We start from the raw sequence: 24056 nt of genomic DNA on the forward strand, positions 1-24056 counted from the left end.
TTTATCTTCCTCCTTTTATGACATTTTCTAAAGAATTAAACTTCCCGCTAATTCTTTCGACTAAAGCATTGTAGTAAATCTGATTTTCAGCCAGCTCACTCATCTCTTTATCCACATCAACGCTGTTGCCATTATTATTATAAGTAACGTTCTTATCTGTCTTTATTTGCACAGAGCCAGTAGATCCTTCAAAATCGAAATGCCTGCTGTTCGTTTTGTTAGCATTCATGGCAGTTGCTAATGTATTTTTAAATGTTACTTCCTTAGCCTTATAATTGGGCGTATCGACGTTAGCGATATTTTGTGAAATAACTTTTTGTTTTGTATTAGAATAATTCAAAGCATTTTCTAGTGTTGAAATAGTATTCGAAAAAAGCTTCATCTCACACCTCTTATTATCTATGATTATCGTATTTGTAGAATTTTGCAATTTTGTGACGAATATTTTTCAGATGATGTCTTTAATTGTAATGAATGAAAAATAATCTGTCTATCATAATAAGGTCAATTTTAGTAATCCATTAGTCCTATTTTAGTTAAAAATATTAGAGAAATAATCATTTCACTAATAAGAAAGGTATATTTTTGTTATTTTTGTATGACAACAACTCATCATTAGGAACTAGTATCAATGAACTATCGCGTAACAATCATCTTGTCTATGTATCGAATATAATGTACAACGTTTGTAATGTAAATGATATTTTTTGGAAAAATGTCGAATCATGATAAGTCGAAATCTCGATAAATCAATATTCTCTTAAAAAAGCTTATTTCATTACCACTAATTCCCTGTTAATAATAAAAAAAAGAACCTTTTCCACGTAGGAAAAGGTTCTTTTTTTTATTAATTAGCTTTCAGTTTTTCTAATTCTAACAAGAACTTATCGTTCAATACTTTAATGTAAGTTCCTTTCATTCCAAGAGAACGAGATTCAATAACACCAGCACTTTCTAGCTTACGCAATGCATTAACAATTACAGATCTAGTAATACCGACTCTGTCTGCAATTTTTGAAGCAACTAGAAGTCCTTCATTTCCGTTCAATTCTTCAAAGATGTGTTCAATTGCTTCTAATTCACTATATGATAATGAACTGATCGCCATTTGCACAACAGCTTTACTTCTTGCTTCTTCTTCGATTTCTTCTGCTTTTTCACGAAGAATCTCCATACCAACAACAGTAGCACCGTATTCAGCCAAAATTAAATCATCATCATGGAATTGCTCTTGAAGTCTTGCAAGAATTAATGTTCCAAGTCTTTCTCCACCGCCAATGATCGGCACGATCGTTGTAAGTCCTTGGTTGAATAAATCTTTGTTTTCAATTGGGAATGCTGTATATTCGCTTTCCACATCCAAATTACTTGAAGTCACTTGAATATTAAAAAGATTATTTGTGTACTCTTCTGGGAATTGACGGTCTTCCAGCATTTTAATCATACGGTCATTTTCAATTTGCTGGTTAATAGCAAAACCTAGTAATTTCCCTCTTCTGCTTACTACAAAGATATTTGCTTCAATAACTTCACTTAGTGTCTCAGACATTTCTTTAAAGTTAACTGGCTTTCCAGCAGCTCTTTGCAGCATCGCATTAATTTTTCGAGTTTTTGACAATAAATCCATTTTCTTTTCCTCCTATTAACTAAAACCAAAACTGTCACTTATTCTTTTTTTAAGGCTGCAGCATTTGATTGCTTCTATCCTTTTAGGAGTATGTAGCAATCAAATGCACACATTCTTAAAGAATAAATTGACTTAAATCTTTATTTCGTGCAATCGCACCAAGTTTTTCTTCCACATATTGCGGAGTTATGGATACTTTATCCATCGTAATTTCAGGTGCTTCAAATGATAGATCCTCGAGCAGTTTCTCAAGAATCGTATGAAGTCTTCTCGCTCCGATGTTATCCGTGTTTTGATTCACTTCATAAGCCACTTCTGCTATCTTACGTATAGCATCGTCAGAAAATTCAATTTCTATACCTTCAGTTTGCAGTAATGCTTGATATTGCTTAATTAACGCATTATCAGGCTCCACAAGGATACGGTAAAAGTCATCAACTGTTAGCTTACCAAGTTCAACACGGATTGGGAACCTACCTTGAAGCTCAGGAATCAAATCGGACGGCTTAGAAATGTGGAATGCACCTGCTGCAATGAATAAAATATGATCTGTTTTAACAGATCCGTATTTTGTCACGATTGTCGATCCTTCTACTACTGGAAGGATGTCACGCTGAACACCTTCTCTTGATACATCAGCAGAGGATCCACCATTGCTTTTGCTTGCAATTTTATCGATTTCGTCGATAAAGATGATTCCCATTTGCTCTGCACGTACGACTGCTTCTTGTGTTACTTCGTCCATATCGATCAGCTTTTGTGCTTCTTCATTAGTCAAAACAATTCTAGCTTCACGTACAGTCAATTTTCTTTTTTTCTTTTTCTTAGGCATAAAGCTGCTTAACGCATCCTGCATGTTCATACCCATTTGCTCCATTCCGGAGCCTTGTAGCATATCGAACATAGATGGCTGTTGCTCATCTACCTCAACTGTTATTGTTTCATTCTCAAGCTCACCAAGCGCCAATTTTTCTTTTAGCACTTTTCTTTTTTCATATCGGCTTGATTCTTCCACAGTCGGCTCCTCTGTTTGAGTTTCCGAATTCCCACCGCCAAACAGCATTTCAAGCGGGTTACTGTAGTTTTTTTGTTTTTTAGCTGAAGAAGGCATCATAAGGTCCACAAGGCGGTTATTCGCTGCTGTTTCCGCTCTTTCTTTCACCTGAACCATCTTCTCTTCTTTTACAATTCGTACAGATGTTTCCACTAAATCTCTTACCATGGATTCAACATCTCTGCCGACATAACCGACTTCAGTGAACTTGGTCGCTTCCACTTTGACAAATGGGGCGCTGACAATTTTTGCGATTCGTCTTGCGATTTCTGTTTTACCTACACCAGTAGGTCCCATCATCAAGATATTTTTTGGGCTAATTTCATCCCTTAGCTTTTCATCAAGCAACCCGCGGCGAAAACGGTTTCTTAACGCTATCGCAACAGCTTTCTTTGCATCCTTTTGTCCAACAATATATTGATCAAGACGTTCTACAATTTGACGAGGTGTTAAGCTTGCGTTCTTATTCATCAAGTAATCCTCTCCTTATAATTCTTCTACAATAATATTATTGTTCGTATATACACAAATATCGCCAGCGATTTCAAGAGCTGCCTTTGCTATTTCATAAGCAGAAAGATGTTCGCCTGAGTATTGTTTAAGAGCCCTTCCAGCTGATAATGCATAGTTTCCGCCAGAGCCAATCGCTAAAATTCCGTCATCTGGCTCTATAACTTCACCTGTTCCAGATACAAGCAGCAAATCTGTTTCATTCATAATGATGAGCATTGCTTCAAGCTTGCGTAAAATCTTGTCACTTCTCCAAAGCTTCGCAAGCTCCACTGCCGCTCTTTGCAGATTTCCGTTATACTCTTCCAATTTCCCTTCGAACAGCTCAAATAAAGTAAAGGCATCAGCAACAGAGCCTGCAAAACCGGCTATCACTTTTCCATTAAAAAGTTTTCTTACCTTTTTTGCAGTATGTTTCATTACGACAGCATTGCCGAAAGTGACTTGACCATCACCTGACATGGCGCATTTCCCTTTATGTTGAACAGCAAAAATAGTAGTTGCATGAAACTGTGGTAGTCCAGACATCTTTACTTCCTCCTTTATCCATTTACAGCTATGCCCTTGGATGGAAGGACATATATGTTTTTTTTAAGTAGTCGCTTGTGACATGTGTATAAATTTGGGTGGATGATAAAAAAGCATGACCCAATAATTCTTGTACAGTCCGCATATCGGCACCGTTTGCCAAGAGATGTGTAGCAAATGAATGGCGAAGTTTATGCGGATGGATTTTCTCTTTGGAAGCAGACGATTCCATCATTCTGTTAAGGATATCGCGCACACCGTTTTCGGTGAGCGGTCCCCCCTTATAATTGACAAACAAAAAGGGATGATTCGTCTTGTTTTTATCCATCAGCTTACTTCTGCTGTTCTTTATGTAAGATTCAAGGGCGGTATGGGCAAAGCTGCCAAATGGAACATACCGCTCCTTTTTACCTTTCCCCTTTACCAGCAATGTCGAAATGCTGAAATCGATGTCTTTCATTTCGATTTTTGTGCATTCACCAACCCGGATGCCTGTTGCATACAAAAGCTCCAGGATGGCGACATTTCTTTTTCCCAGTACACTTGTCGTATCACACGAACGAAAAATATGCTGCAATTCCTCTTCATAAAAGAAATCCGGCAGTCTGCTTTCCAGCTTTGGGATACTGACAACTGCAAAGGGATTGCTTTCCACTATATTCTCTCTAGCTAAAAATCGGTAAAAGCTCCGAAGACTAGATATTTTACGGGCAATAGATTTTCTTGCAAGCTCCTCATTGAACAGCTCTGTCAAAAAAATCCGCACATCCTGTGCGCTTACTTCCTTCACATGTTCAAGCAATTGCTTGGACATAAATAGGAAAAATTGCTGTATATCCTTTTTATAGACATCAATCGTATACGGTGAGCAGTTTTTTTCAATCTTCAAGTATTCAATAAACAGGTTCAAGAAAGCGTTTTGTTCCTTATTCATTGCTTCACCTCACAACGGCTTCACTATATTAACATACTTTGTAGCGACAAGCAATTAATTTACACATTCTTCATAAAGTTCTGAATTGTTTCTAACGCTCTGTTAGCGTGCTGTTCATACCTTTCCTTTTTCCCTTTTATTCTAGTTGGTAGCTCAGGGAAAAGTCCAAAGTTAGCATTCATCGGCTGGAAAGTTTTCGCATTCGTCTTCGTGATATAATTTGCCATACTGCCAATAGCTGTTTCAACTGGGAATTGGATCAACGGTTCACCAGTAACAAGCTTCGCTGCATTAATACCTGCAACAAGACCGCTTGCTGCCGATTCCACATAGCCTTCAACGCCAGTCATTTGTCCAGCGAAGAAAAGGTTAGGGCGGTTTCTGAACTGATATGTTGCGTTAAGAACTTTCGGTGAGTTGATGAAAGTGTTTCTGTGCATAACGCCGTAACGAACAATTTCCGCATTTTCAAGACCTGGTATTAAGCGAAGCACTTCTTTTTGTGGTCCCCATTTTAAATGTGTCTGAAAACCTACAAGATTGTATAACGTTCCTGCGGCGTCATCTTGGCGAAGCTGAACAACTGCATATGGGCGCTTCCCTGTTTTTGGATCTTCAAGACCAACAGGCTTCATTGGTCCAAACAGCATTGTCTTTCTACCCCTTGAAGCCATTACTTCAATAGGCATGCAGCCTTCAAAGAAAATTTCTTTTTCGAATTCCTTTAATGGTACTGTTTCAGCACTTATTAATGCTTCATAGAAGCGGTCAAATTCCTCTTCTGTCATCGGGCAGTTTAAATACGCTGCTTCTCCCTTGTCATAGCGAGATTTCAAATATACCTTATCTAAGTCTATGCTGTCTTTTTCAATGATAGGAGCCGCTGCATCATAAAAATACAAATAATCTTCTCCTGTAAGTTCCTTTAAGCTCTCTGAAAGTGCTGCACTAGTTAGCGGTCCTGTCGCAATTACAGTTACCCCTTCTGGAATAGATGTAACCTCTTCATTAATAACCGTAACATTTGGGTGGTTTTTGACCATTTCTGTCACTCTACCTGCAAATTCATGTCTATCAACAGCAAGAGCTCCGCCTGCAGGAACTGCACAAAGGTCCGCAGAATCAATAATAACGGAGTCTAAGCGTCTCATTTCTTCTTTCAGAACTCCAACAGCATTTGTCAGCGCATTTCCTCGTAATGAGTTGCTGCATACTAGCTCTGCAAATTTATCTGTATGATGTGCGGGAGTTTGTTTGACAGGTCTCATCTCATAAAGATTAACCTTAATTCCTCTTTTGGCAATTTGCCAAGCTGCTTCACTTCCAGCAAGTCCGGCACCAATAACATTAACAACCTTTTGTGTATCTTGCATCGTAAATCCTCCAACTTAATATTATCTATTAGATTCTCAGTGAACGAGAAAATTCTTATCGTGCATATGTATGTTCAAACACTAGCCCATTCTTTTAGTAGTAAGCAAATGTCCATACAATTATAAGCTAAAAATATATCCTATAGCATTTTACACTACGTTGGACATCTTGGAAAGTTTCAACTTATGGACAATTGTCCTAAAACTTTTTAAAACAGTTATTCATACACACGGAAAGAGTGAGCATATAGCGCTCACTCTTTGTTAGCTTTGAGGTTCTTCCTTATAGTCGCATTCGACACATTGGACTTGGACACCTTTTTTCAGCTTTTTCTCTACAAGCATATTATCACATTTTGGACATGGACGCTGTATAGGTTTATCCCAAGAAATGAAATCGCACTCTGGGAAACGGTCACATCCATAAAAAATCCGACGCTTTTTGCTTTTTCTTTCAATAATATTTCCTTCAGAACATTTCGGACATTTAACGCCAATTTCTTTGACTATCGCCTTTGTATTACGGCAATCAGGGAAATTGCTGCATGCCATAAACTTGCCGTATCTGCCCATTTTAAAGACCATCGGATTGCCGCATTCCTCACAATCTTCACCTGCAGGCTCATCTTTTATTTCGACAGATTGCATTTCTTTTTCAGCTTTATCGAGGCTTTGCTCAAATATTTTATAAAAACTATCAATAACCTTGACCCAGTTTATTTGCCCTGCCTCAATATTATCAAGGTTTTGCTCCATATGTGCTGTAAAGTCAACATCGAGAATTTCCGGGAAGAACTCAAGTATCAGCTCAAGTACTATTTCACCAAGCTCTGTCGGTATAAACCGTTTATTATCAAGCGCAACATATCCCCGTTTTTGAATCGTATCCAGCGTAGGTGCGAAAGTGGAAGGTCGCCCTATGCCAAGCTCTTCTAATGTTTTTACTAATCTTGCCTCTGTATACCTTGGCGGCGGCTGTGTGAAGTGCTGCTTTGGATCAATATCCTTATTGATGACTTCATCGCCCTCTTTTAAATCAGGGAGCTGTTTGTTTTGCTCTTCTACCGCATCATCTGTACTTTCCACATACACTTTCATAAACCCAGGGAATTTAATTTTGGAACCTGTCGCACGGAACTTAACATCGCCGTTACGAAGATCAACACTCATAGTATCCATAACTGCCGGCGCCATTTGGCTCGCAATGAATCTTTCCCAAATCAGCTTATACAAACGAAGCTGATCTCTAGAGAGATGTTCTTTTAAAGAACCTGGCTCTCTGTGTGTACTTGTCGGTCTGACCGCTTCATGGGCATCTTGCGCATTTGCGTTTTTCTTTTCTTTACGGTTTTGCTCTTTTGTATATTCTGTCCCATAGTTCGAAGTAATGTATTCATGTGCTTCTGTTTGGGCAACTTCCGAAATTCGGGTTGAGTCTGTTCTCATATAGGTAATTAAGCCGACTGTGCCTTCTTTTTTACCTAAATCAATTCCTTCATATAGCTGTTGGGCAAGCATCATTGTCTTTTTCGCTCTGAAATTCAGCTTTCTTGCTGCCTCCTGCTGTAGGGATGAAGTTGTAAAAGGAACGGCAGGATTCCGTTTACGCTCCTTCTTTGTCACCTTCTCAACAGTAAACTTGTTGCCATTAAGCTGGTTTTTAACATTTTGTACTTCCGCTTCAGAATGAAGCTCCAATTTTTTATCTTTCAAACCGTAAAACGCTGCTTCAAAGCTAGTTTTTCCCTTTGCGAAGCTTCCTTCTATCGACCAATATTCTTCAGGTATAAATGCTTTTATTTCATGTTCCCTGTCAATAATTAACCGGACTGCCACAGATTGTACTCTACCAGCACTCAAGCCTTTTTTGACTTTTTTCCATAATAACGGGCTGATATTATAGCCTACCAAACGATCGAGCACCCGTCTTGCTTGCTGTGAATCGACTAAATCCATGTTTATCGGCCTTGGATGCTTGAATGACTCCTTAATAGCATCCTTTGTAATTTCATTAAAAACGACACGGCAATCTGAATCCACATCAACCTGGAGGCTGTTTGCCAAATGCCAGGCAATTGCTTCCCCTTCACGATCTGGATCGGCTGCGAGGTATATTTTCTTCGCCTTTTTAGCTGCTGTTTTTAATTCTTTTAATACAGGACCTTTTCCACGTATCGTTATGTACTTCGGTTCGTACTCTTTTTCTACGTCAACACCCATTTGGCTTCTTGGCAAGTCTCTGATATGTCCCATTGATGCTTTAACTTTATATTTTTTACCTAAATAGCGTTCAATTGTTTTCGCCTTTGCTGGCGACTCTACTATTACTAGAAACTCTGACATCCAACGTCCTCCTTAGAGGGATTATAAATATTCATTATTATTGTATACTATGTTCGCTTTTGTCAAACATTACGAAATAAGTAAACGGTTACACCGTTATTATATGAATGGAAATCCTTGAAAATTATTGTATATCTGTTGCAAACAGTATAACAGATTGTAAAAAATAGCAATACCTTTTTAAAAAATAATGAAAAATAGATTCAATCCATTTTCCATTATACTAGTATTACTCATATTATTTTAGGTTGTAAATTCCCATTCTTCCAATATATCTGCTGCATTTGTTACTAGCTTTGCCCCATGCTTAATCAAATCATTCGTTCCTTCTGAATATTTGCTGAAAATGCTGCCAGGAATAGCAAACACGTCCCTACCTTCTTGTAAGGCGAGATTTGCTGTTATTAGCGAGCCGCTTTTTCTTTTTGCCTCTACTACAAGCGTACCTTTTGTTATACCACTGATAATTCTGTTGCGCATAGGAAACTGCCATTTTTGGGGTCTTGTAAAGGGAGGATATTCAGACAACAAAAGCTGTGTTTTCATCATTTTCTCTGCTAACGGCAAATTATGCTTAGGGTAAATATGCTTAAAGCCGCCAGCAAGAATTCCAATTGTTTTGCCGTTAAATTCGAGTGCCGTTTCATGTGCGAGAGCATCCACACCAGCAGCAAGCCCGCTTACAATGACGACCTCCTCATTGACAAGCTCTTGCATTATTGCCTTTACCGCACGCCTGCTGTATACTGTGGCATCACGGGAGCCTACTATTGCCAACTGCCTGGGCTGTTGTAATAAAGATAGATCTCCTTTTGCATAAAGCACCCAGGGCGGCTGATATATTTCCTTTAATAAACTTGGATAAGAGGGATCAAAATAGGTGATGATGTGAATTCCTTGCTGGGTATATTGCTGAATTTGCTGATGGAGGGTATGGGAGTAAAAGTCTTCGATGGTTTCTTTTTCGAGGAATTTTGTGTTTGGGAGGCAGCTATCGTGGAGGAAGTGCAGTCCTTGATCTGATTTCAATATGGTAAAGATTCTTTTCCATGTCATTTTCCGGCAATGATGTAGCACAATTAATGTTTCTCTTAAATCATGTACCAGCACACTCAACCCTTTCTTGTATAAATTCAATAACTATTAAAAATGCATTTCCGAAACTACCTTTTATTATAATAAATTTCCCTCTTTAATTCCAAAGATTTGCTATATAATAGAAGAAACTCGTCATTTTTTTTATGCACAAAAAGGCTAGCCTCCAGCATAAAGCTAAGGCTAGCCTTTTACATGATTAAATTAGACTCTGCTTTCTTCCACCTTATGCGTTTTGCATTTGTCGAAAAGATCCGTTTCCTTCAACACTTCAATCAATGTCGCACCCATCTCAGCAGGTGTTGGGGCTACCTTGATTCCGCACTCATTCATTGTCTTGATCTTTTCATCTGCAGTACCCTTACCACCTGAAATGATTGCACCTGCATGACCCATTCTTTTTCCTGGAGGTGCAGTTCTTCCACCGATAAAGCCAACAACAGGTTTAGTCATATTGGCTTTGACCCACTCAGCAGCTTCTTCTTCTGCTGTTCCGCCTATTTCACCAATCATAATAACCGCATATGTGTCTTCATCCTCATTGAACTTCTTCAACACGTCAATAAAGTCTGTTCCATTAACAGGGTCTCCACCAATTCCTACTGCCGTAGACTGGCCTATTCCTGCCTGTGTAAGCTGATGAACCGCTTCGTATGTCAAAGTACCTGAACGGGAAACAACGCCAACATGACCCTTTGTATGGATATATCCAGGCATAATTCCAATCTTGCACTCATCTGGAGTGATGACACCCGGACAGTTCGGGCCTATTAATCTTGTTTTTCTACCTTCCATATAGCGTCTAACCTTTACCATATCTAAAACAGGGATATGCTCTGTTATACAAATCGTCAACTCTAGCTCTGCATCAACAGCTTCCATGATTGCATCTGCTGCAAACGGGGCAGGCACATAGTTGACAGATACTGTTGCATTTGTTGCTGCAACAGCTTCTTTCATTGTGTTAAAAACAGGAACACCCTCTACTGCTGTTCCGCCTTTTCCAGGCGTTACACCAGCGACAATTTTCGTGCCATATTCGAGCATTTGCTTCGTATGAAAAAGAGCCGTTGCTCCTGTAATACCTTGAACAATGACTTTCGTTTCTTTATTGATGAATATGCTCATTGATTTCTCCCCCTTTTTGTACATATGACACGATCTTTTCGGCACCATCTGCCATGGAACTAGCAGAAATGATATTGATGCCTGATTCGCTCAAAATCTTTTGGCCAAGCTCCACATTCGTTCCTTCCAGCCTAACAACAAGCGGCACCTGCAGGCTCACCTGTTTTGCTGCTTCAACGATACCCTCAGCGATGATATCGCATTTCATAATTCCACCGAATATATTAACAAAAATGCCCTTAACTTTTTCATCGGACAAAATGATTTTAAATGCTTCTGTAACTTTTTCAGCCGTAGCGCCGCCGCCAACATCAAGGAAGTTTGCCGGCTCTCCGCCATAATGCTTCACGATATCCATTGTAGCCATCGCCAAACCAGCTCCGTTTACCATACAGCCGATATTTCCATTTAAAGCGATATAGCTCAAGTCAAATTTCGAAGCTTCGAGCTCCTTCTCATCCTCTTCATCCAAGTCACGGTATGCAAGAATGTCCTTATGTCTGTAAAGTGCATTAGAGTCAAAGTTCAGCTTTGCATCAAGTGCCATCACATCACCTTCTTCTGTCAAAACAAGAGGGTTAATTTCTGCAATAGAACAATCCTTCTCACAAAACACGCGATAAAGTCCTGTCATGAATGAAACAGCTTTATTTACTTGAGGACCAGGAATATTGATTGCAAATGCAACACGTCTTGCTTGGAAAGGAGTAAGACCTGTTAATGGGTCAATTACTTCTTTAATGATTTTCTCAGGCTGTGTTTCAGCTATTTCTTCGATTTCTGTACCGCCTTCTTCAGACGCCATTAATACAATACGAGAAGTAGAACGGTCGACTACAAAGCCAATATAATATTCTTTTTTGATACGGCAGCCTTCTTCAATCAGCAAACGCTTAACAACCTTACCTTCAGGTCCAGTCTGATGTGTTACAAGCGTGCTCCCCAAAATCTGTTCTGCGTATTGCTTAACTTCTTCAAGAGATTTCGCAACCTTAACACCACCGGCTTTTCCTCTGCCTCCAGCATGAATTTGCGCCTTAACAACCCATGCATCACTGTTAAGATGCTCTGCTGCAAATAGGGCCTCTTCAACGGTAAATGCAACACTTCCTTTAGGGACAGCTACACCATTTAATGCTAGAATTTCTTTCCCTTGATATTCGTGAATATTCATTCTCCCACATCCCTTTGCAAATTCTTTTTCGCTTCTTACCAGATCATTTGTGCATACCTTTACTTATGTACGAGTAAGAAAAAAAATAGCTTTTTTCCATCTCGACAAAAAAATATTTTTTCCAATTTAAAAGGACCCCTTCCTTTTAAAAGTATCTTTAACACTGTATTAATATTCTATATCAATACAATATTTTCTTACTTTTTGGAAAAAACACTCTATTGTTTACGCTTTCATTTTATATAAAAGCAACACTTTTGTCTATTAAAAAGGCACTAATTTACAATAAAAAAATTATCCCCTTTCCAAAAGGGGACTTTACTACTAGTTATCAGACTCCGCTCCATATGTTTTATCAAGCTTATAGATGAAAGCAAAAACCTCAGCCACTGCCTGATACAAGTCTTCAGGGACTTGCTCCTGTATATTTAGCTTGCCAAGCAGTTCTACTAGTGATGGGTCTTCCTGAATTGGCACACCGCTTTCCTGTGCCTTTTTAATAATATTATCAGCAATCAGCCCCTTTCCCTTTGCTGCTACAACTGGCGCAGCGTGCTGTTGCTGTTTATAGCTGAGGGCAACAGCTTGCCGCCTTTCCTTGTCATTTGCCTTCATACCTTGTAATCTACCCCTTTATAATAGGCAGGCATTAATTTGTGCAGGCCTAAATCTAATTTTTCCATCTTGTCTTCCTGAAAAAATTTAAACTCCAGTGACGACAAGGTGTATTGAACGTCCTTCATTTTTTCCTGCAAGCCTTTAATCATGGTTTTCATAAGCGGCTCTATTTCATGATTTTTATTAAAGACTGTAATATTTACTATTCTGTGCTGTATTTGCATATCTATTGCTGTCTCTTTTAAATGAGCCAAATCAAGATAAAACAGAATGCGGCAATAATCTGAATCTATCTTTCCGTCCTTCGTTTTCCTTCCACTGTATTGCATAGTAGCATCCATGGAGTGATTTTGGAAATGAAGGGGGAATTGCAGCATTAACTGCATGATCGGACCTGTTTCCTGGCTTAATAGCTGCATGCCTGTTACCTTGTCTGTAAGAGCAGACGCCAATTCCTTTACATGCACAGGAGCATCCGTTTTCAAAAGATCCAGCAGAAGCGGCTTAAGCTGATTCCATTCAACAGCACCCTTGCCTCCATCTGTTTTTGAATGCAGCAAATCATGTTCGTAAGTATAGCCAATGGTATGAAGTAATTTTTGCAGCTGGTCCTTTATTAAGCTTGCATCGGGTAAATCAACATTTTCGCCTGTTGCAAGCTCCTTAAGAACAGCTTGTAATGCGGGAGAAACAGCTGGACTAGCGGACAGTTCATTCCATAATTTTTCCGCAAGACTGTTCATTGAACTGCCTTCTCTAACAGACATTAGGCTCGCAAACACTTCTTTCGTAAAGGGCAGCTCTCTCTGAATCATTTCCTTTATTGTGTCCAATGCTTTAGGACTGTCTGACTCTTTCATCCATTTGCCTGCTAGAGAGAGAATCTCCCCAGACAACGGCAGATTCTCCTTTAAGAGCATTGTTGTGAGCTGCTTCATTTCTTTTGTATTAGGCAAAGACCATTGTTCAAGCAATGTGTCTGTATTAGCATCATTATTGACAGGACTTATGGGAGACAACACTTTTAAAGCCAGCTTCCCGTCACCTTCTTGAACTTGAAACCAATAGTTCTTATCGGTGTTTAATGCAGTCGATAATTCAGCAAGGACCTTTTGGCTTCCAACTTGAATTTCAGCCATATTGTTCGTAAAGTACTTATTCACATGTCCCATTATCACTTGACCTTGGCGCAGCTCTAGTGGTCTTGATGTGACTGCTTGCTCTAATCCTGTATAAAGTCCTTGTCCAATACGTATGCCATTCATTTTTAAATGCCCCTATTCTCCATAGCCATTTCCTTTATCGGGGAAAAGCTTTTACGGTGATGTATCGTATAGCCATCCGACTCTAACGCAAGTAGATGCTCTTTTGTGCCATATCCCATATTATTCGCGAAACAATAGGCAGGAAATTCTTTATCAAGCTTTTTCATCATCTCGTCTCTTGTTACCTTTGCGATTATACTCGCTGCTGCAATGGAAATACTTTTACTGTCTCCTTTTATTATCGATTTGCTTGGATACGGAACATTTAGCTTCATAGCATCAATCAGTAAAAAGTCCGGCTGCTGAGCGAGATTTTGTACAGCTGCAAGCATTCCTTTTTTTGTCGCCTCATAAATGTTAATACGATCAATTTCCGCCGGTTCGATAATACCAACACCGATTGAAATTGCTTCCTTTTGAATAATTTCATAGTACTGCTCTCTTTTTGCTTCAGACAGCTTTTTTGAATCATCTATTCCTGGCAGATAGAAGTTTTCAGGAAGTATGACTGCAGCGGTCACAACTGGTCCTGCTAGGGGTCCCCTACCCACTTCATCAATGCCAGCAATATATGTATACCCTTGTTCTCTTATTTCTGTTTCATATATACAAAGCTCTATAAAACGGTTGTGAAGCTGCACTTCCTTTTCCTTTTGCTTTTCCCATGAAGTTATCAGCTTTTGCACTCCAACTCGTTTGTCTTCCTTTAATTGCTCCCAATAAGGGTCTTGTTTGTCTGTTATCTTTTCCAGTATCCCCTTAATTTCCTTTAATGTTGCCAATGCCACTTTAAGTAACTCCCTTTCTCCCTCTTTATATCGACTCTTGCAAGAATTAATTTAACAACTCCTTAAAACAACGGTCCATTAAAAAAAAGAGAAGCGCCCAACAAAACGATGGTCAATTCTCTTTTCTTTGCTAAGACAAGTTGTCTTATCTATTAATCTTCTTGCACATCGAAATCACTTGGTTGTTCGAATGTTAATCTGCCAAACTTTTCATTTCTAATTTCTCTAATAACCAATTCTGTAACCTTGTCATAATCGACAACCGCTCCACCTGTAAGGCAGCCGCGCACTTCACCGATTCTGTCAAACAGCTCAACAATGTCTTCTGATATTTCTTGAAGCTGAAAACGCTCCTTCAGCCTTTCAGGATATTCCTTTTCTAAAAATCGCAATCCATAAATAGCAATATCCTGCAAGTTAAGAATTGTATCTTTAATAGCACCAGTTAACGCAAGCTTTAATCCAACACTCTGATCCTCAAACTTCGGCCAGAGAATCCCTGGGGTATCAAGAAGCTCTAATTCCTTCCCTACCTTAATCCACTGCTGTGCCTTTGTTACACCGGGAGTATTGCCTGTTTTAGCAATATTCTTTTTGGCAAGCCTGTTAATTAATGTAGATTTTCCTGCATTTGGAATTCCGACAATCATCGCTCTGATTGCACGAGGTCTTATGCCTTTTGCCTTCATTCTATCAAACTTCTCTGCAAGCACTACATTAGCCAATGCCGTAATTTCCTTCATTCCGACACCAGCCTGCGAATTTATCGCAAGTGCTTGTATGCCTTGCTTTTTAAAATGAGCAATCCATTGTTTTGTTCTTTCGCCATCAGCCATGTCTGCCTTGTTCAGTAAAACAATTCTTGGCTTATGCTGGATGATCTCATCAATCATCGGATTTCTGGAAGACTGAGGAATTCTTGCATCCACTAATTCAAAAATGATGTCAACAAGCTTTAATTTCTCTGTTACTTGTCGTCTTGCTTTGGCCATATGGCCAGGAAACCATTGTATTGTCAAAATATCCACCTCTAATTACTGCTGCTTTTTTTGTCAGCATAAAGCTTTTCTTAGTTCACTAATTTAATGTCTGATATTGGCCAGTAAATCATGCTCGTATTGCCAAGAACCTTCTCATAAGGGATTGTCCCGATATGACGGCTGTCCTTGCTGTCACGGCGGTTATCACCCATAACGAATAACTCTCCTTCTGGAACAGTACTTTGACCAATTTTGTCTTCCAGCTTAAAGGATTCTGTTAAGGGACCATCTGTAACCTGTTTTTTGTATTCATCCAAATACGGCTCTTTATAAGCCTTGCCATTCACGTATAGTACGTCATCCTTGTACTCTATTGTATCACCAGGCAAACCGATTACTCTTTTAATATAATCCTTTCCTTCTGGTGCATGGAATACGATAATATCAAAGCGTTTAGGATCACTTACTTTGTAATTTACTTTATTTACAATCATTCGGTCTGAATTATGTAATGTAGGCATCATCGATTCCCCGTCCACTACAATCGGAGCAAATAAAAAGGAGCGAATCACAACGGCCAATATAACTGCGATTACTAACGCCTTACCCCATTCCCATATCTCGTTTTTCTTTTTCTTTGCCATCTTATTCACCAATCCTCATTTTTTGTTAGCTCTCTTTTTAAGTAGCTCTTTATCAGATACTTTTTAAATACAGTAAAAGGTACTTGCCTCTATTTCAGGACAAATCCTCTCCCTTTATTGTAGCGAAATAAAAAGTCGAAGTAAAATGCCATGTCGCTATACTTCAGCAAAATATGTGGATAGTCAAATGACTTTTATATAATAAATAAATAATCGGCAATAAAAAAGAGCTTGTTGCAAAGAACAGGCTCTTTTTTGATAGCTTTATCGAATTTCTTTAATACGAGCTTTTTTACCACGTAGGTTACGTAGGTAGTAAAGTTTAGCACGACGGACTTTACCGCGGCGAATAACTTCAAGCTTCGCAATTTTTGGTGTATGAACTGGGAAAGCACGCTCAACGCCTACTCCGTAAGAAACTTTACGTACTGTAAAAGTTTCGCTGATTCCACCACCACGACGCTTAATCACAACACCTTCATAAACCTGAATACGCTCGCGAGTACCCTCGACAACTTTAACGTGTACACGTACAGTGTCACCAGGACGGAACGCAGGAAGATCTGAACGAAGTTGTTCTTTTGTGATATCTTCTATTAATTTTTGCATCGTTTTCAACTCCTTCCAACAGACGCTCTTGCAGCTAATTAATTGCAGCGGAACATCGTTATAAGACTTTTATAGCAGAAAAGGTTTCTGCTTAAGTCACAAGTGTTATCTTAACATAAAACGTTTAAGACATCAATATCTATTATTTGTTTTTCTGCAAATCATTTAATAGTTTTTGCTGTTTATCTGTTAACGGGTAGTTTTCGAGAAGATCCGGACGTCTTTCAAGCGTCCTTTTCAGCGACTCCTTTTCTCTCCACTCGTCAATATGCGCGTGATTTCCTGACGTTAGTGTGGCAGGCACCTTCATCCCTCTGAAATCAGCAGGACGGGTATAATGCGGGTGCTCAAGCAGTCCTGTGCTGAAGGAATCATTCACATGGGACGCCTCGCTTCCTAACACCCCTGGAAGGAGTCTGACAACACTATCAATCACTACCATCGCTCCGAGCTCGCCGCCTGTTAGCACATAATCACCAATTGATATCTCGTCTGTTGCTAAATGCTCGCGAATTCGCTCATCATAGCCTTCATAATGACCGCAAATGAAAATTAAATGCTCTTCCTTTGCAAGCTCTTCCGCTTTTTTTTGGGTATAACGCTCACCTTGAGGACACATAAGGATTACTTTCGGCTTAGTCCCGCTTTTTGTTTGCAAATCGTCGACCGCATCAAAAATCGGCTGCGGTTTGAGGACCATCCCCGCACCTCCGCCATACGGATAATCATCAACAGACTGGTGCTTATTATCAGAGTATTCCCGGAAGTTTGTGACACCGTAGGATACTTTCTCTGCCTCTTTTGCTTTTTTCAGGATAGAGCTGTTAAACACACCCTCAAACATTTCTGGAAACAGCGTTAATACATCTACTCTCATTACGATAACAGCCCCTCCATTGGCTCAATGACAACTAGCTTTTCTTTCACATCCACTTTCATGACAACCTCTTCAATATAAGGAATCAAGACTTCCGTTTTTTTAGTAGTCTTAATCACCCATACATCGTTCGCACCAGGTGTTAGGATCTCTGAAATGACACCTATCTCGTCACCTTCAACTGTTTCCACCTTACAGCCAATGATTTCATGGAAATAGTACTCATTCTCTGGTAACTCTCCTAAAAAGCTCTCAGGTACCTTTAATGTGCCACCCTTCATAAACTCTACTTCATTAACATTATCATAGCCTTCAAATGTCAACAGATGAAAGTTTTTATGCGGACGTTGTGTTTTTACTTTTAGCTCGCTTGGCTCCTTTTTTCCTTCTCCAAAGAAATAAATGGAGTTTCCGACTTTATATCTTTCTTCAGGAAAATCTGTGCGTGAAATGACGCGAAGCTCTCCGCGTATTCCATGTGTATTGACAACCTTGCCTACATTAAACCATTTTTCCATATTAATCACCTCTACCGTATATCTACGACTTTTCCGTCTTTCAGAAGAATTGTTTTGTGGAGCAAGCGCTCATCCCAAACATCTCCTATATTTATATCAACTATCCCAGTAAGCTCTTGACTTTTCAGTTCACTGCCCAATGGTAGTATATGTAATTGTGCTAATTGAAACTCTAGTGTTTTCTTTTTTTGCTCTCTTTGAGCAAGTTCCTTGCTTATATGCTGTTTAACAGCATTTACGGAATGGTTGCCTTTGAGCAGTTTTTTTTCCTCAAATTTAAGTTGTTCGCATTCTTTTTCAAGCTGAAGCAGTTCTTGCGAGATTTTCTTCTCTGATGCTTGTTTCGTTTTTTCGGTCAATATTTGTTTGACTGTGACAGTGTGGAGAATCTGCATTTTTTTCCTCCTATCAATGCAATACTATTTAATTGCTGAAAAAAGCGGCAAGCGGCATTCCACGCTCTAAAACAAGTTTCCTTTTACTTAAAGAATTTCCTTGAAGATATAAACAAATAAAGGAGAAGGGTTCCCCCTCCTCCTTTTTATTCGCCAATCTCTAAGACCAGCTTTTTGTGCTGCTGTGACCCAGCAGCGTAAACAATCGTCCGGATTGCTTTCGCAACCCGCCCTTGCTTCCCAATTACCTTTCCCATGTCATTCTTGTTGACAGAAAGCAAGTAAATGATTCGATCATCGTCTTCAGTAACTTGTATCGCAACATCATCCGGAAAATCTACAAGGGGCTTAACAATCGTTTCAATTAACTCCTTCATCTTCAAACGAATTACTTACCGTTTTTGATGTTGTGGAATTTCTCCATGATACCTTCGTTAGAGAAAAGGTTACGAACTGTATCAGATGGCTTAGCACCATTTTGTAACCATTGTAGAGCTTTCTCTTCGTTGATATCCACGATAGCAGGGTTTGCTACTGGATTGTAAGTTCCTACTGTTTCAATGAAACGTCCATCACGTGGTGAACGAGAATCTGCTACTACAATACGATAGAAAGGAGTCTTTTTAGCTCCCATACGTTTTAAACGAATTTTTACTGCCATTTTAAAAATGCACCTCCGAATAGTTTCACACAAGATAGTATAATATCAATAGTTGAACAGTTTGTAAAGTGTTTTTTCTTGTCAGACTAAACATTCTGTTCAAATTAATAAAAAACCGCTTGTTAACACCCTTAAAAAGGGTTAAATGGTAATTTAAACTTGCCTTTTTTCTTGCCTTTTTGGGTCATACCCGTCATTTGTTTCATCATTTTTTTCATATCCTCAAACTGTTTCAACAGCCTATTTACTTCAGGAACCGTTCTGCCGCTCCCTTTAGCAATACGCTTGCGTCTGCTTGAGTTGATAATCTCAGGGTGTTCTTTTTCTGCCTTTGTCATGGAGCGAATAATTGCTTCCACATGGCCGATTTGCTTTTCATCAACTTGAAGGTTATCCAAGCCCTTGATTTTGTTAGCTCCCGGCATCATTTTCAGCAGCTCATCAAGCGGCCCCATGTTGCGTACCTGTCCAAGCTGTTCTAAGAAGTCATCTAAAGTAAAGGAAGCTGTTTTCATTTTCATTTCCAGCTCTTTTGCCTTTTCTTCATCGACATTCATTTGTGCTTTTTCGATAAGGCTTAACACATCACCCATTCCAAGAATACGTGATGCCATACGCTCTGGATGGAATGCCTCAAGTGCATCCATCTTTTCACCTAAACCGACAAACTTAATCGGAGTTTGTGTAACAGAACGAATAGATAATGCCGCCCCGCCTCGAGTGTCACCATCCAGCTTCGTTAATACGACACCTGTCAGACCAAGCTGCTCGTTAAAGCTGCTTGCCACATTGACTGCATCCTGACCTGTCATCGCATCCACAACAAGGAATATTTCATCTGGATTAGAAAGCTCTTTAATTTGCTTCAACTCGTCCATCAATGCTTCATCAACATGCAGTCGACCTGCCGTATCAATTAAAACATAATCATGATGATCTTCCTTCGCTTTTGCAATCGCCTGTTTCGCAATCTCAACAGGACTGACTTGATCTCCAAGTGAAAAAACAGGAAAATCGAGCTGTTTACCCAGTGTTTCCAGCTGTTTAATAGCAGCAGGACGATATATGTCTGCCGCAACTAGCAACGGCTTTCTATTATGCTTTTTACGCAGCAGATTAGCCAATTTTCCAGTTGTCGTCGTCTTACCGGCACCTTGCAAACCAACCATCATAATGACAGTCGGCGGACGGTTGGATACAGCAATTTTACTTTGTTCTCCACCCATCAGCTCCGTAAGCTCTTCTTTAACAACCTTAATGACCTGTTGACCTGGGGTTAAACTTTTCATAACCTCTTGTCCAACAGCACGCTCACTGACTTTTTTAACAAACTCCTTGACTACCTTAAAGTTAACATCCGCCTCAAGCAATGCAAGTCGGACTTCACGCATCATTTCCTTAACATCCGCTTCATTTACTTTCCCTTTTCCGCGGATCTTCTGGATCGTATTCTGCAGTCGGTCAGCTAAACCTTCAAATGCCATTGCGCCGCCTCCTTAATCTAATTTCTCCAGCTCGCAAACTGCTTCCAGCAATGCTGAAACCGAAGGAGTATCATCCTTTAATAACTCTTTTATATGTATAAAAAGAGTATTACGCTCTTGAAACTTTTGAAGTAAGAGTAATTTATTTTCATATTCCTCCAGCATCGCTTCTGTCCGTTTAATATTATCATAAACAGCTTGACGACTAACGTCATACTCATCCGCAATTTCACCAAGAGAATAATCATCTAAATAATAAAGAGACATGTAACTTCGTTGCTTCGGTGTCAACAACGACTGATAGAAATCAAACAGATAATTCATTCGTGTTGTTTTTTCAAGCATCGAACAATACCTCCATGTTAAGTCAAACACCTTTACACCCTTATTGTACACACCAACAAAAAAGATGTCAACAGAAAAGCGGAAGGCGCCTGCTTATCGGCGACAAGCATAAGACAAGTTGGCCGAGAAGGGGTGCCCTTTCCCCTTCTTGGACAGCTTGGCTTATGACCTCGAGCCGATGGCGCCTGCAGCTGGACACCAGAAAAGCGGAGATGGCCTGTTTAGCGCCGTATGGACTGGAGCTCTTCGTATGAGATAAAGGAAACACGGCGAACGGAAGTGAGCCGATGTTGACTTATCGCAAGGAGAAGAGGGAAGTCCACTAGGCGCTAGGCCATCGCAGCTGGACAATGAAAAGCGGAAGGCGACTGCTTATCGGCGACAAGCATAAGACAAGGTGGCCGAGAAGGGGTGCCCTTTCCCCTTCTTGGACAGCTTGGCTTATGACCTCGAGCCGATGGCGCCTGCAGCTGGACAATGAAAAGCGGAAGGCGACCGTTTAGCGGCGGAGAAACTGGAGGGCCTTGACTGAGATAAAGGAAACACAGCGAACCTAGTGAGGCGATGTTGACTTATCGCAAGGAGAAGAGGGAAGTCCACTAGGCGCTAGGCCATCGCAGCTGGACAACAGAAAAGCGGAAGGCGACTGCTTATCGGCGACAAGCATAAGACGAGCTGGCCGAGAAGGGGCGCCCTTTCCCCTTCTTGGACAGCTTGGCTTATGACCTCGAGCCGATGGCGCCTGCAGCTGGACAGAAAAGCGGAAGGCGACTGCTTATCGGCGACAAGCATAAGACAAGGTGGCCGAGAAGGGGTGCCCTTTCCCCTTCTTGGACAGCTTGGCTTATGACCTCGAGCCGATGGCGCCTGCAGCTGGACAGAAAAGCGGAAGGCGACTGCTTATCGGCGACAAGCATAAGACAAGGTGGCCGAGAAGGGGCGCCCTTTCCCCTTACAAACAGATGCCCAATTTTCTTCATATGGACTATAGCAAGTTCATCTAAGATTAAGGTACCAAAGACATCTCAAACCACACAAAAAAGCCCGCTTAAGCCTTAAGAATACTTCTCTAAGCTGTAAGCAGGACTTGTTTTTAAGCGGGTATGCCCGCTTCCTTATTGTATTTTGACGATCTGTTAAGAATCATAACACCTGCTGTAATTAACAGGATTGGAATAATGATAGAAAGAAGGGAAATTACTCCGATGATAATGAAGAGTACACCGCTTGTACGAGGCATTCTGTTCATCATAATTATGCTAAATAAAGTTGCTGCGCAAGCAATTACAGAATAGATAACAGGAATTAGCAAAACATTTTTTAAATACGCCATTGCCTCATCTGTAATTTCCTCTGCAGTAGCTGACTCATTAGTTAGTCCAATACTTTCTTGCAAAGTAGGATCTGAATTGACAGTTTCTATCATTGCATCTCTTAATGCACCAAAGCTATCTATTTGTGTATAAAGCAAAATGGATATTAAAAATCCGATTAACAATAACACAAAGGACACAATGCCTAAAATTCTTGGCGCTCGTAAATTAAGACTCATTTTAAAAAAATCACCTCAAGTTTTAAGTATGTAAACTCTTTCACAAAAAAGATTACAATCCTATAATAACATACTTTCTCTAGTACATTCTCCTTATTTTTTGTTATTTATGACAATAAATTACAAAAAAGATCTCCTTATCAACTGTGTGACAAAAAGATCTTTCCCCTCTAAATATGGAATAAAATAATTAAGCTTGCGGTAATTCCCATTAGCAGGGCTCCGACGATTTTCATTCTTATCCCGGAGAGGCTGCGCAAAAATAGATTTTCCTCTTCTAATGTTATCGGATAGGATCCTTCATCAAGCAGGCCTTTTTCTCCAAGCATATTGCCAAGATGCCAAACAGAGCTGCGTTGAACGATGCGGCCTTTAATAGACAGAAACGCTCCGAACAACATGATAGTTATGAGAATCAGCTGTATGAACATTAAGTTCCTCCTTGCCTTCTTGTCATCCTTATACATGCTTATTATCTGCCTAGCCGTTTTTTTTTATAACATAAAAAAAGCTGTGCAGGAATCTCGTTAGCGAGTTTCCTGCAGCAGCCTTTTGCTTATTCTTCCTCAGCTTCAACCAAGTTGGAAAATAAGCCGTATACGTATTTTTCTGCGTCAAAGTTTTGTAAGTCGTCCATTTTTTCACCAAGTCCGACTAATTTAACTGGTATTTGTAGCTCCTTGCGGATTGCGAGCACAATTCCACCTTTTGCTGTCCCATCAAGCTTAGTTAGTACAATACCGCTCACGTTAGTCGCTTCTTTAAACGTCTTCGCTTGAATAAGGGCATTTTGTCCTGTCGTTGCATCAAGCACTAACAGCACTTCATGTGGTGCACCCGGAACTTCTCTTTCAATTACGCGTTTTACTTTTTCTAACTCATTCATTAGGTTGACTTTATTTTGAAGTCTTCCAGCAGTGTCACATAAAAGAATATCGGCATTTCTTGACTTTGCGGCTTGGACAGCATCATACATGACCGCTGCAGGGTCAGAGCCAGCAGCTTGTTTAATAACATCTACTCCTGCTCTGTCTCCCCATACTTCAAGCTGCTCGATTGCACCAGCACGGAATGTATCACCTGCTGCTAAAACAACCTTTTTGCCTTCTGCTTTAAAGCGATGTGCTAGCTTACCAATTGTCGTTGTTTTTCCAACACCATTAACCCCAACAAAAAGGATAACAGTCAACCCGTCTTGTTGAACATTAATAGAAGAGGTTTCTTCCTCGCCGCCTTGATAGATTGCTACAAGCTTTTCTGATATAACTGCTTGTACTTCTCTTGGATCTTGGATATTTCTTTTTTTGACTTCGCTTTTCAGCTCATCAATCAATTCCATCACTGTCTCGAAGCCAACGTCAGCTCCAATTAAAATTTCTTCTAATTCTTCAAAAAAGTCCTCATCCACTTTACGGTATCTGGACACTAAATCATTCACTTTATCAGAAAAATTGCTTCTTGTTTTCGCAAGTCCATCTTTAAATTTTTCTGTGACAGAATTGGTTTGCTGGGACATTTTGTCTTTAAGCTTTTTGAAGAAACTCATTTGATTCC

Annotated in this window: 26 protein-coding genes; all 26 read right to left on the reverse strand. The window is 39.9% G+C overall.

The window, feature by feature from the left end:
* Position 1 precedes the first annotated feature (1 nt).
* Complete coding sequence (gene flgB / locus CEQ21_RS25515) at positions 2-382, reverse strand: flagellar basal body rod protein FlgB (protein ID WP_185766960.1); 381 nt, start codon at positions 380-382, stop codon at positions 2-4.
* A 465-nt stretch (positions 383-847) separates the two neighbouring features.
* Positions 848-1627: a GTP-sensing pleiotropic transcriptional regulator CodY gene (gene codY, locus CEQ21_RS25520; RefSeq protein ID WP_185766961.1), complete on the reverse strand. Its 780-nt coding sequence runs from the start codon at positions 1625-1627 to the stop codon at positions 848-850.
* A 115-nt stretch (positions 1628-1742) separates the two neighbouring features.
* On the reverse strand, positions 1743-3152 hold the full coding sequence (gene hslU / locus CEQ21_RS25525) for an HslU--HslV peptidase ATPase subunit (RefSeq protein WP_185767423.1): 1410 nt from the start codon (positions 3150-3152) through the stop codon (positions 1743-1745).
* Positions 3153-3167: 15 nt separating this feature from the next.
* Entirely contained in the window at positions 3168-3719 is a 552-nt protein-coding gene (gene hslV, locus CEQ21_RS25530) for an ATP-dependent protease subunit HslV (protein WP_127734607.1), read from the reverse strand.
* A 28-nt stretch (positions 3720-3747) separates the two neighbouring features.
* Complete coding sequence (gene xerC, locus CEQ21_RS25535) at positions 3748-4653, reverse strand: tyrosine recombinase XerC (protein WP_185766962.1); 906 nt, start codon at positions 4651-4653, stop codon at positions 3748-3750.
* A gap of 59 nt (positions 4654-4712) precedes the next feature.
* Positions 4713-6026 (reverse strand): FADH(2)-oxidizing methylenetetrahydrofolate--tRNA-(uracil(54)-C(5))-methyltransferase TrmFO, encoded by a 1314-nt coding sequence (gene trmFO, locus CEQ21_RS25540; RefSeq protein WP_185766963.1) that lies wholly within the window; start codon positions 6024-6026, stop codon positions 4713-4715.
* 264 nt (positions 6027-6290) lie between these two features.
* Positions 6291-8369, reverse strand: coding sequence for a type I DNA topoisomerase (gene topA, locus CEQ21_RS25545; RefSeq protein ID WP_185766964.1), 2079 nt, complete (start codon positions 8367-8369; stop codon positions 6291-6293).
* Between the two features lie 243 nt (positions 8370-8612).
* A complete protein-coding gene (gene dprA, locus CEQ21_RS25550; RefSeq protein ID WP_235907439.1) occupies positions 8613-9476 on the reverse strand; it encodes a DNA-processing protein DprA in 864 nt (287 codons plus the stop codon).
* 192 nt (positions 9477-9668) lie between these two features.
* Complete coding sequence (gene sucD, locus CEQ21_RS25555) at positions 9669-10592, reverse strand: succinate--CoA ligase subunit alpha (RefSeq protein ID WP_185766965.1); 924 nt, start codon at positions 10590-10592, stop codon at positions 9669-9671.
* Entirely contained in the window at positions 10573-11766 is a 1194-nt protein-coding gene (sucC, locus tag CEQ21_RS25560; protein ID WP_127734617.1) for an ADP-forming succinate--CoA ligase subunit beta, read from the reverse strand. Before sucC ends, sucD begins: the two co-directional genes overlap by 20 nt.
* A gap of 324 nt (positions 11767-12090) precedes the next feature.
* Positions 12091-12381, reverse strand: coding sequence for an EscU/YscU/HrcU family type III secretion system export apparatus switch protein (locus CEQ21_RS25565; RefSeq protein ID WP_185766966.1), 291 nt, complete (start codon positions 12379-12381; stop codon positions 12091-12093).
* Entirely contained in the window at positions 12378-13649 is a 1272-nt protein-coding gene (locus CEQ21_RS25570) for a hypothetical protein (protein ID WP_185766967.1), read from the reverse strand. Before CEQ21_RS25570 ends, CEQ21_RS25565 begins: the two co-directional genes overlap by 4 nt.
* Positions 13650-13651: 2 nt before the next feature.
* Entirely contained in the window at positions 13652-14437 is a 786-nt protein-coding gene (locus tag CEQ21_RS25575) for a ribonuclease HII (RefSeq protein ID WP_185766968.1), read from the reverse strand.
* Between the two features lie 152 nt (positions 14438-14589).
* Entirely contained in the window at positions 14590-15456 is an 867-nt protein-coding gene (gene ylqF / locus CEQ21_RS25580) for a ribosome biogenesis GTPase YlqF (protein ID WP_185766969.1), read from the reverse strand.
* 50 nt (positions 15457-15506) lie between these two features.
* Positions 15507-16061 carry a signal peptidase I gene (gene lepB / locus CEQ21_RS25585; RefSeq protein ID WP_185766970.1) on the reverse strand — a complete coding sequence of 185 codons (555 nt, stop codon included), beginning with the start codon at positions 16059-16061 and terminating at the stop codon, positions 15507-15509.
* 264 nt (positions 16062-16325) lie between these two features.
* Positions 16326-16670 carry a 50S ribosomal protein L19 gene (gene rplS / locus CEQ21_RS25590; RefSeq protein WP_185766971.1) on the reverse strand — a complete coding sequence of 115 codons (345 nt, stop codon included), beginning with the start codon at positions 16668-16670 and terminating at the stop codon, positions 16326-16328.
* A gap of 142 nt (positions 16671-16812) precedes the next feature.
* Positions 16813-17547, reverse strand: a complete 735-nt coding sequence (gene trmD / locus CEQ21_RS25595; protein WP_127734631.1) for a tRNA (guanosine(37)-N1)-methyltransferase TrmD — start codon at positions 17545-17547, stop codon at positions 16813-16815.
* Entirely contained in the window at positions 17547-18065 is a 519-nt protein-coding gene (rimM, locus tag CEQ21_RS25600; protein ID WP_185766972.1) for a ribosome maturation factor RimM, read from the reverse strand. Before rimM ends, trmD begins: the two co-directional genes overlap by 1 nt.
* Before the next feature lie 11 nt (positions 18066-18076).
* Positions 18077-18460 (reverse strand): YlqD family protein, encoded by a 384-nt coding sequence (locus CEQ21_RS25605; RefSeq protein WP_185766973.1) that lies wholly within the window; start codon positions 18458-18460, stop codon positions 18077-18079.
* A 146-nt stretch (positions 18461-18606) separates the two neighbouring features.
* Positions 18607-18837 carry a KH domain-containing protein gene (locus CEQ21_RS25610; RefSeq protein WP_185767425.1) on the reverse strand — a complete coding sequence of 77 codons (231 nt, stop codon included), beginning with the start codon at positions 18835-18837 and terminating at the stop codon, positions 18607-18609.
* 11 nt (positions 18838-18848) lie between these two features.
* Positions 18849-19121, reverse strand: a complete 273-nt coding sequence (gene rpsP, locus CEQ21_RS25615; RefSeq protein ID WP_127734638.1) for a 30S ribosomal protein S16 — start codon at positions 19119-19121, stop codon at positions 18849-18851.
* Between the two features lie 131 nt (positions 19122-19252).
* Positions 19253-20605: a signal recognition particle protein gene (ffh, locus tag CEQ21_RS25620; protein ID WP_185766974.1), complete on the reverse strand. Its 1353-nt coding sequence runs from the start codon at positions 20603-20605 to the stop codon at positions 19253-19255.
* A 12-nt stretch (positions 20606-20617) separates the two neighbouring features.
* Entirely contained in the window at positions 20618-20950 is a 333-nt protein-coding gene (locus tag CEQ21_RS25625; RefSeq protein ID WP_127734642.1) for a putative DNA-binding protein, read from the reverse strand.
* A 1093-nt stretch (positions 20951-22043) separates the two neighbouring features.
* A complete protein-coding gene (locus CEQ21_RS25630; protein WP_185766975.1) occupies positions 22044-22502 on the reverse strand; it encodes a DUF4064 domain-containing protein in 459 nt (152 codons plus the stop codon).
* 170 nt (positions 22503-22672) lie between these two features.
* Positions 22673-22933, reverse strand: coding sequence for a hypothetical protein (locus tag CEQ21_RS25635; RefSeq protein ID WP_185766976.1), 261 nt, complete (start codon positions 22931-22933; stop codon positions 22673-22675).
* Positions 22934-23058: 125 nt separating this feature from the next.
* Complete coding sequence (ftsY, locus tag CEQ21_RS25640) at positions 23059-24048, reverse strand: signal recognition particle-docking protein FtsY (protein ID WP_185766977.1); 990 nt, start codon at positions 24046-24048, stop codon at positions 23059-23061.
* Between the last annotated feature and the right edge of the window lie 8 nt (positions 24049-24056).

It is taken from the genome of Niallia circulans, from assembly GCF_007273535.1.
Taxonomy (GTDB): domain Bacteria; phylum Bacillota; class Bacilli; order Bacillales; family Cytobacillaceae; genus Niallia; species Niallia circulans_B.

Coding starts and splice junctions, on each gene's coding strand:
- rpsP (WP_127734638.1), bottom strand. CDS start 19,121: ATGGCAGTAAAAATTCGTTTAAAACGTATGGGAGCTAAAAAGACTCCT.
- CEQ21_RS25570 (WP_185766967.1), bottom strand. CDS start 13,649: ATGAATGGCATACGTATTGGACAAGGACTTTATACAGGATTAGAGCAA.
- CEQ21_RS25635 (WP_185766976.1), bottom strand. CDS start 22,933: ATGTTCATACAGCTGATTCTCATAACTATCATGTTGTTCGGAGCGTTT.
- flgB (WP_185766960.1), bottom strand. CDS start 382: ATGAAGCTTTTTTCGAATACTATTTCAACACTAGAAAATGCTTTGAAT.
- hslU (WP_185767423.1), bottom strand. CDS start 3,152: ATGAATAAGAACGCAAGCTTAACACCTCGTCAAATTGTAGAACGTCTT.
- CEQ21_RS25625 (WP_127734642.1), bottom strand. CDS start 20,950: ATGCTTGAAAAAACAACACGAATGAATTATCTGTTTGATTTCTATCAG.
- codY (WP_185766961.1), bottom strand. CDS start 1,627: ATGGATTTATTGTCAAAAACTCGAAAAATTAATGCGATGCTGCAAAGA.
- trmD (WP_127734631.1), bottom strand. CDS start 17,547: ATGAGAGTAGATGTATTAACGCTGTTTCCAGAAATGTTTGAGGGTGTG.
- CEQ21_RS25565 (WP_185766966.1), bottom strand. CDS start 12,381: ATGAAGGCAAATGACAAGGAAAGGCGGCAAGCTGTTGCCCTCAGCTAT.
- trmFO (WP_185766963.1), bottom strand. CDS start 6,026: ATGCAAGATACACAAAAGGTTGTTAATGTTATTGGTGCCGGACTTGCT.
- ftsY (WP_185766977.1), bottom strand. CDS start 24,048: ATGAGTTTCTTCAAAAAGCTTAAAGACAAAATGTCCCAGCAAACCAAT.
- rplS (WP_185766971.1), bottom strand. CDS start 16,670: ATGCAAAAATTAATAGAAGATATCACAAAAGAACAACTTCGTTCAGAT.
- xerC (WP_185766962.1), bottom strand. CDS start 4,653: ATGAATAAGGAACAAAACGCTTTCTTGAACCTGTTTATTGAATACTTG.
- lepB (WP_185766970.1), bottom strand. CDS start 16,061: ATGGCAAAGAAAAAGAAAAACGAGATATGGGAATGGGGTAAGGCGTTA.
- sucD (WP_185766965.1), bottom strand. CDS start 10,592: ATGAGCATATTCATCAATAAAGAAACGAAAGTCATTGTTCAAGGTATT.
- topA (WP_185766964.1), bottom strand. CDS start 8,369: ATGTCAGAGTTTCTAGTAATAGTAGAGTCGCCAGCAAAGGCGAAAACA.
- rimM (WP_185766972.1), bottom strand. CDS start 18,065: ATGGAAAAATGGTTTAATGTAGGCAAGGTTGTCAATACACATGGAATA.
- CEQ21_RS25610 (WP_185767425.1), bottom strand. CDS start 18,837: ATGAAGGAGTTAATTGAAACGATTGTTAAGCCCCTTGTAGATTTTCCG.
- CEQ21_RS25630 (WP_185766975.1), bottom strand. CDS start 22,502: ATGAGTCTTAATTTACGAGCGCCAAGAATTTTAGGCATTGTGTCCTTT.
- CEQ21_RS25605 (WP_185766973.1), bottom strand. CDS start 18,460: ATGCAGATTCTCCACACTGTCACAGTCAAACAAATATTGACCGAAAAA.
- hslV (WP_127734607.1), bottom strand. CDS start 3,719: ATGTCTGGACTACCACAGTTTCATGCAACTACTATTTTTGCTGTTCAA.
- ffh (WP_185766974.1), bottom strand. CDS start 20,605: ATGGCATTTGAAGGTTTAGCTGACCGACTGCAGAATACGATCCAGAAG.
- sucC (WP_127734617.1), bottom strand. CDS start 11,766: ATGAATATTCACGAATATCAAGGGAAAGAAATTCTAGCATTAAATGGT.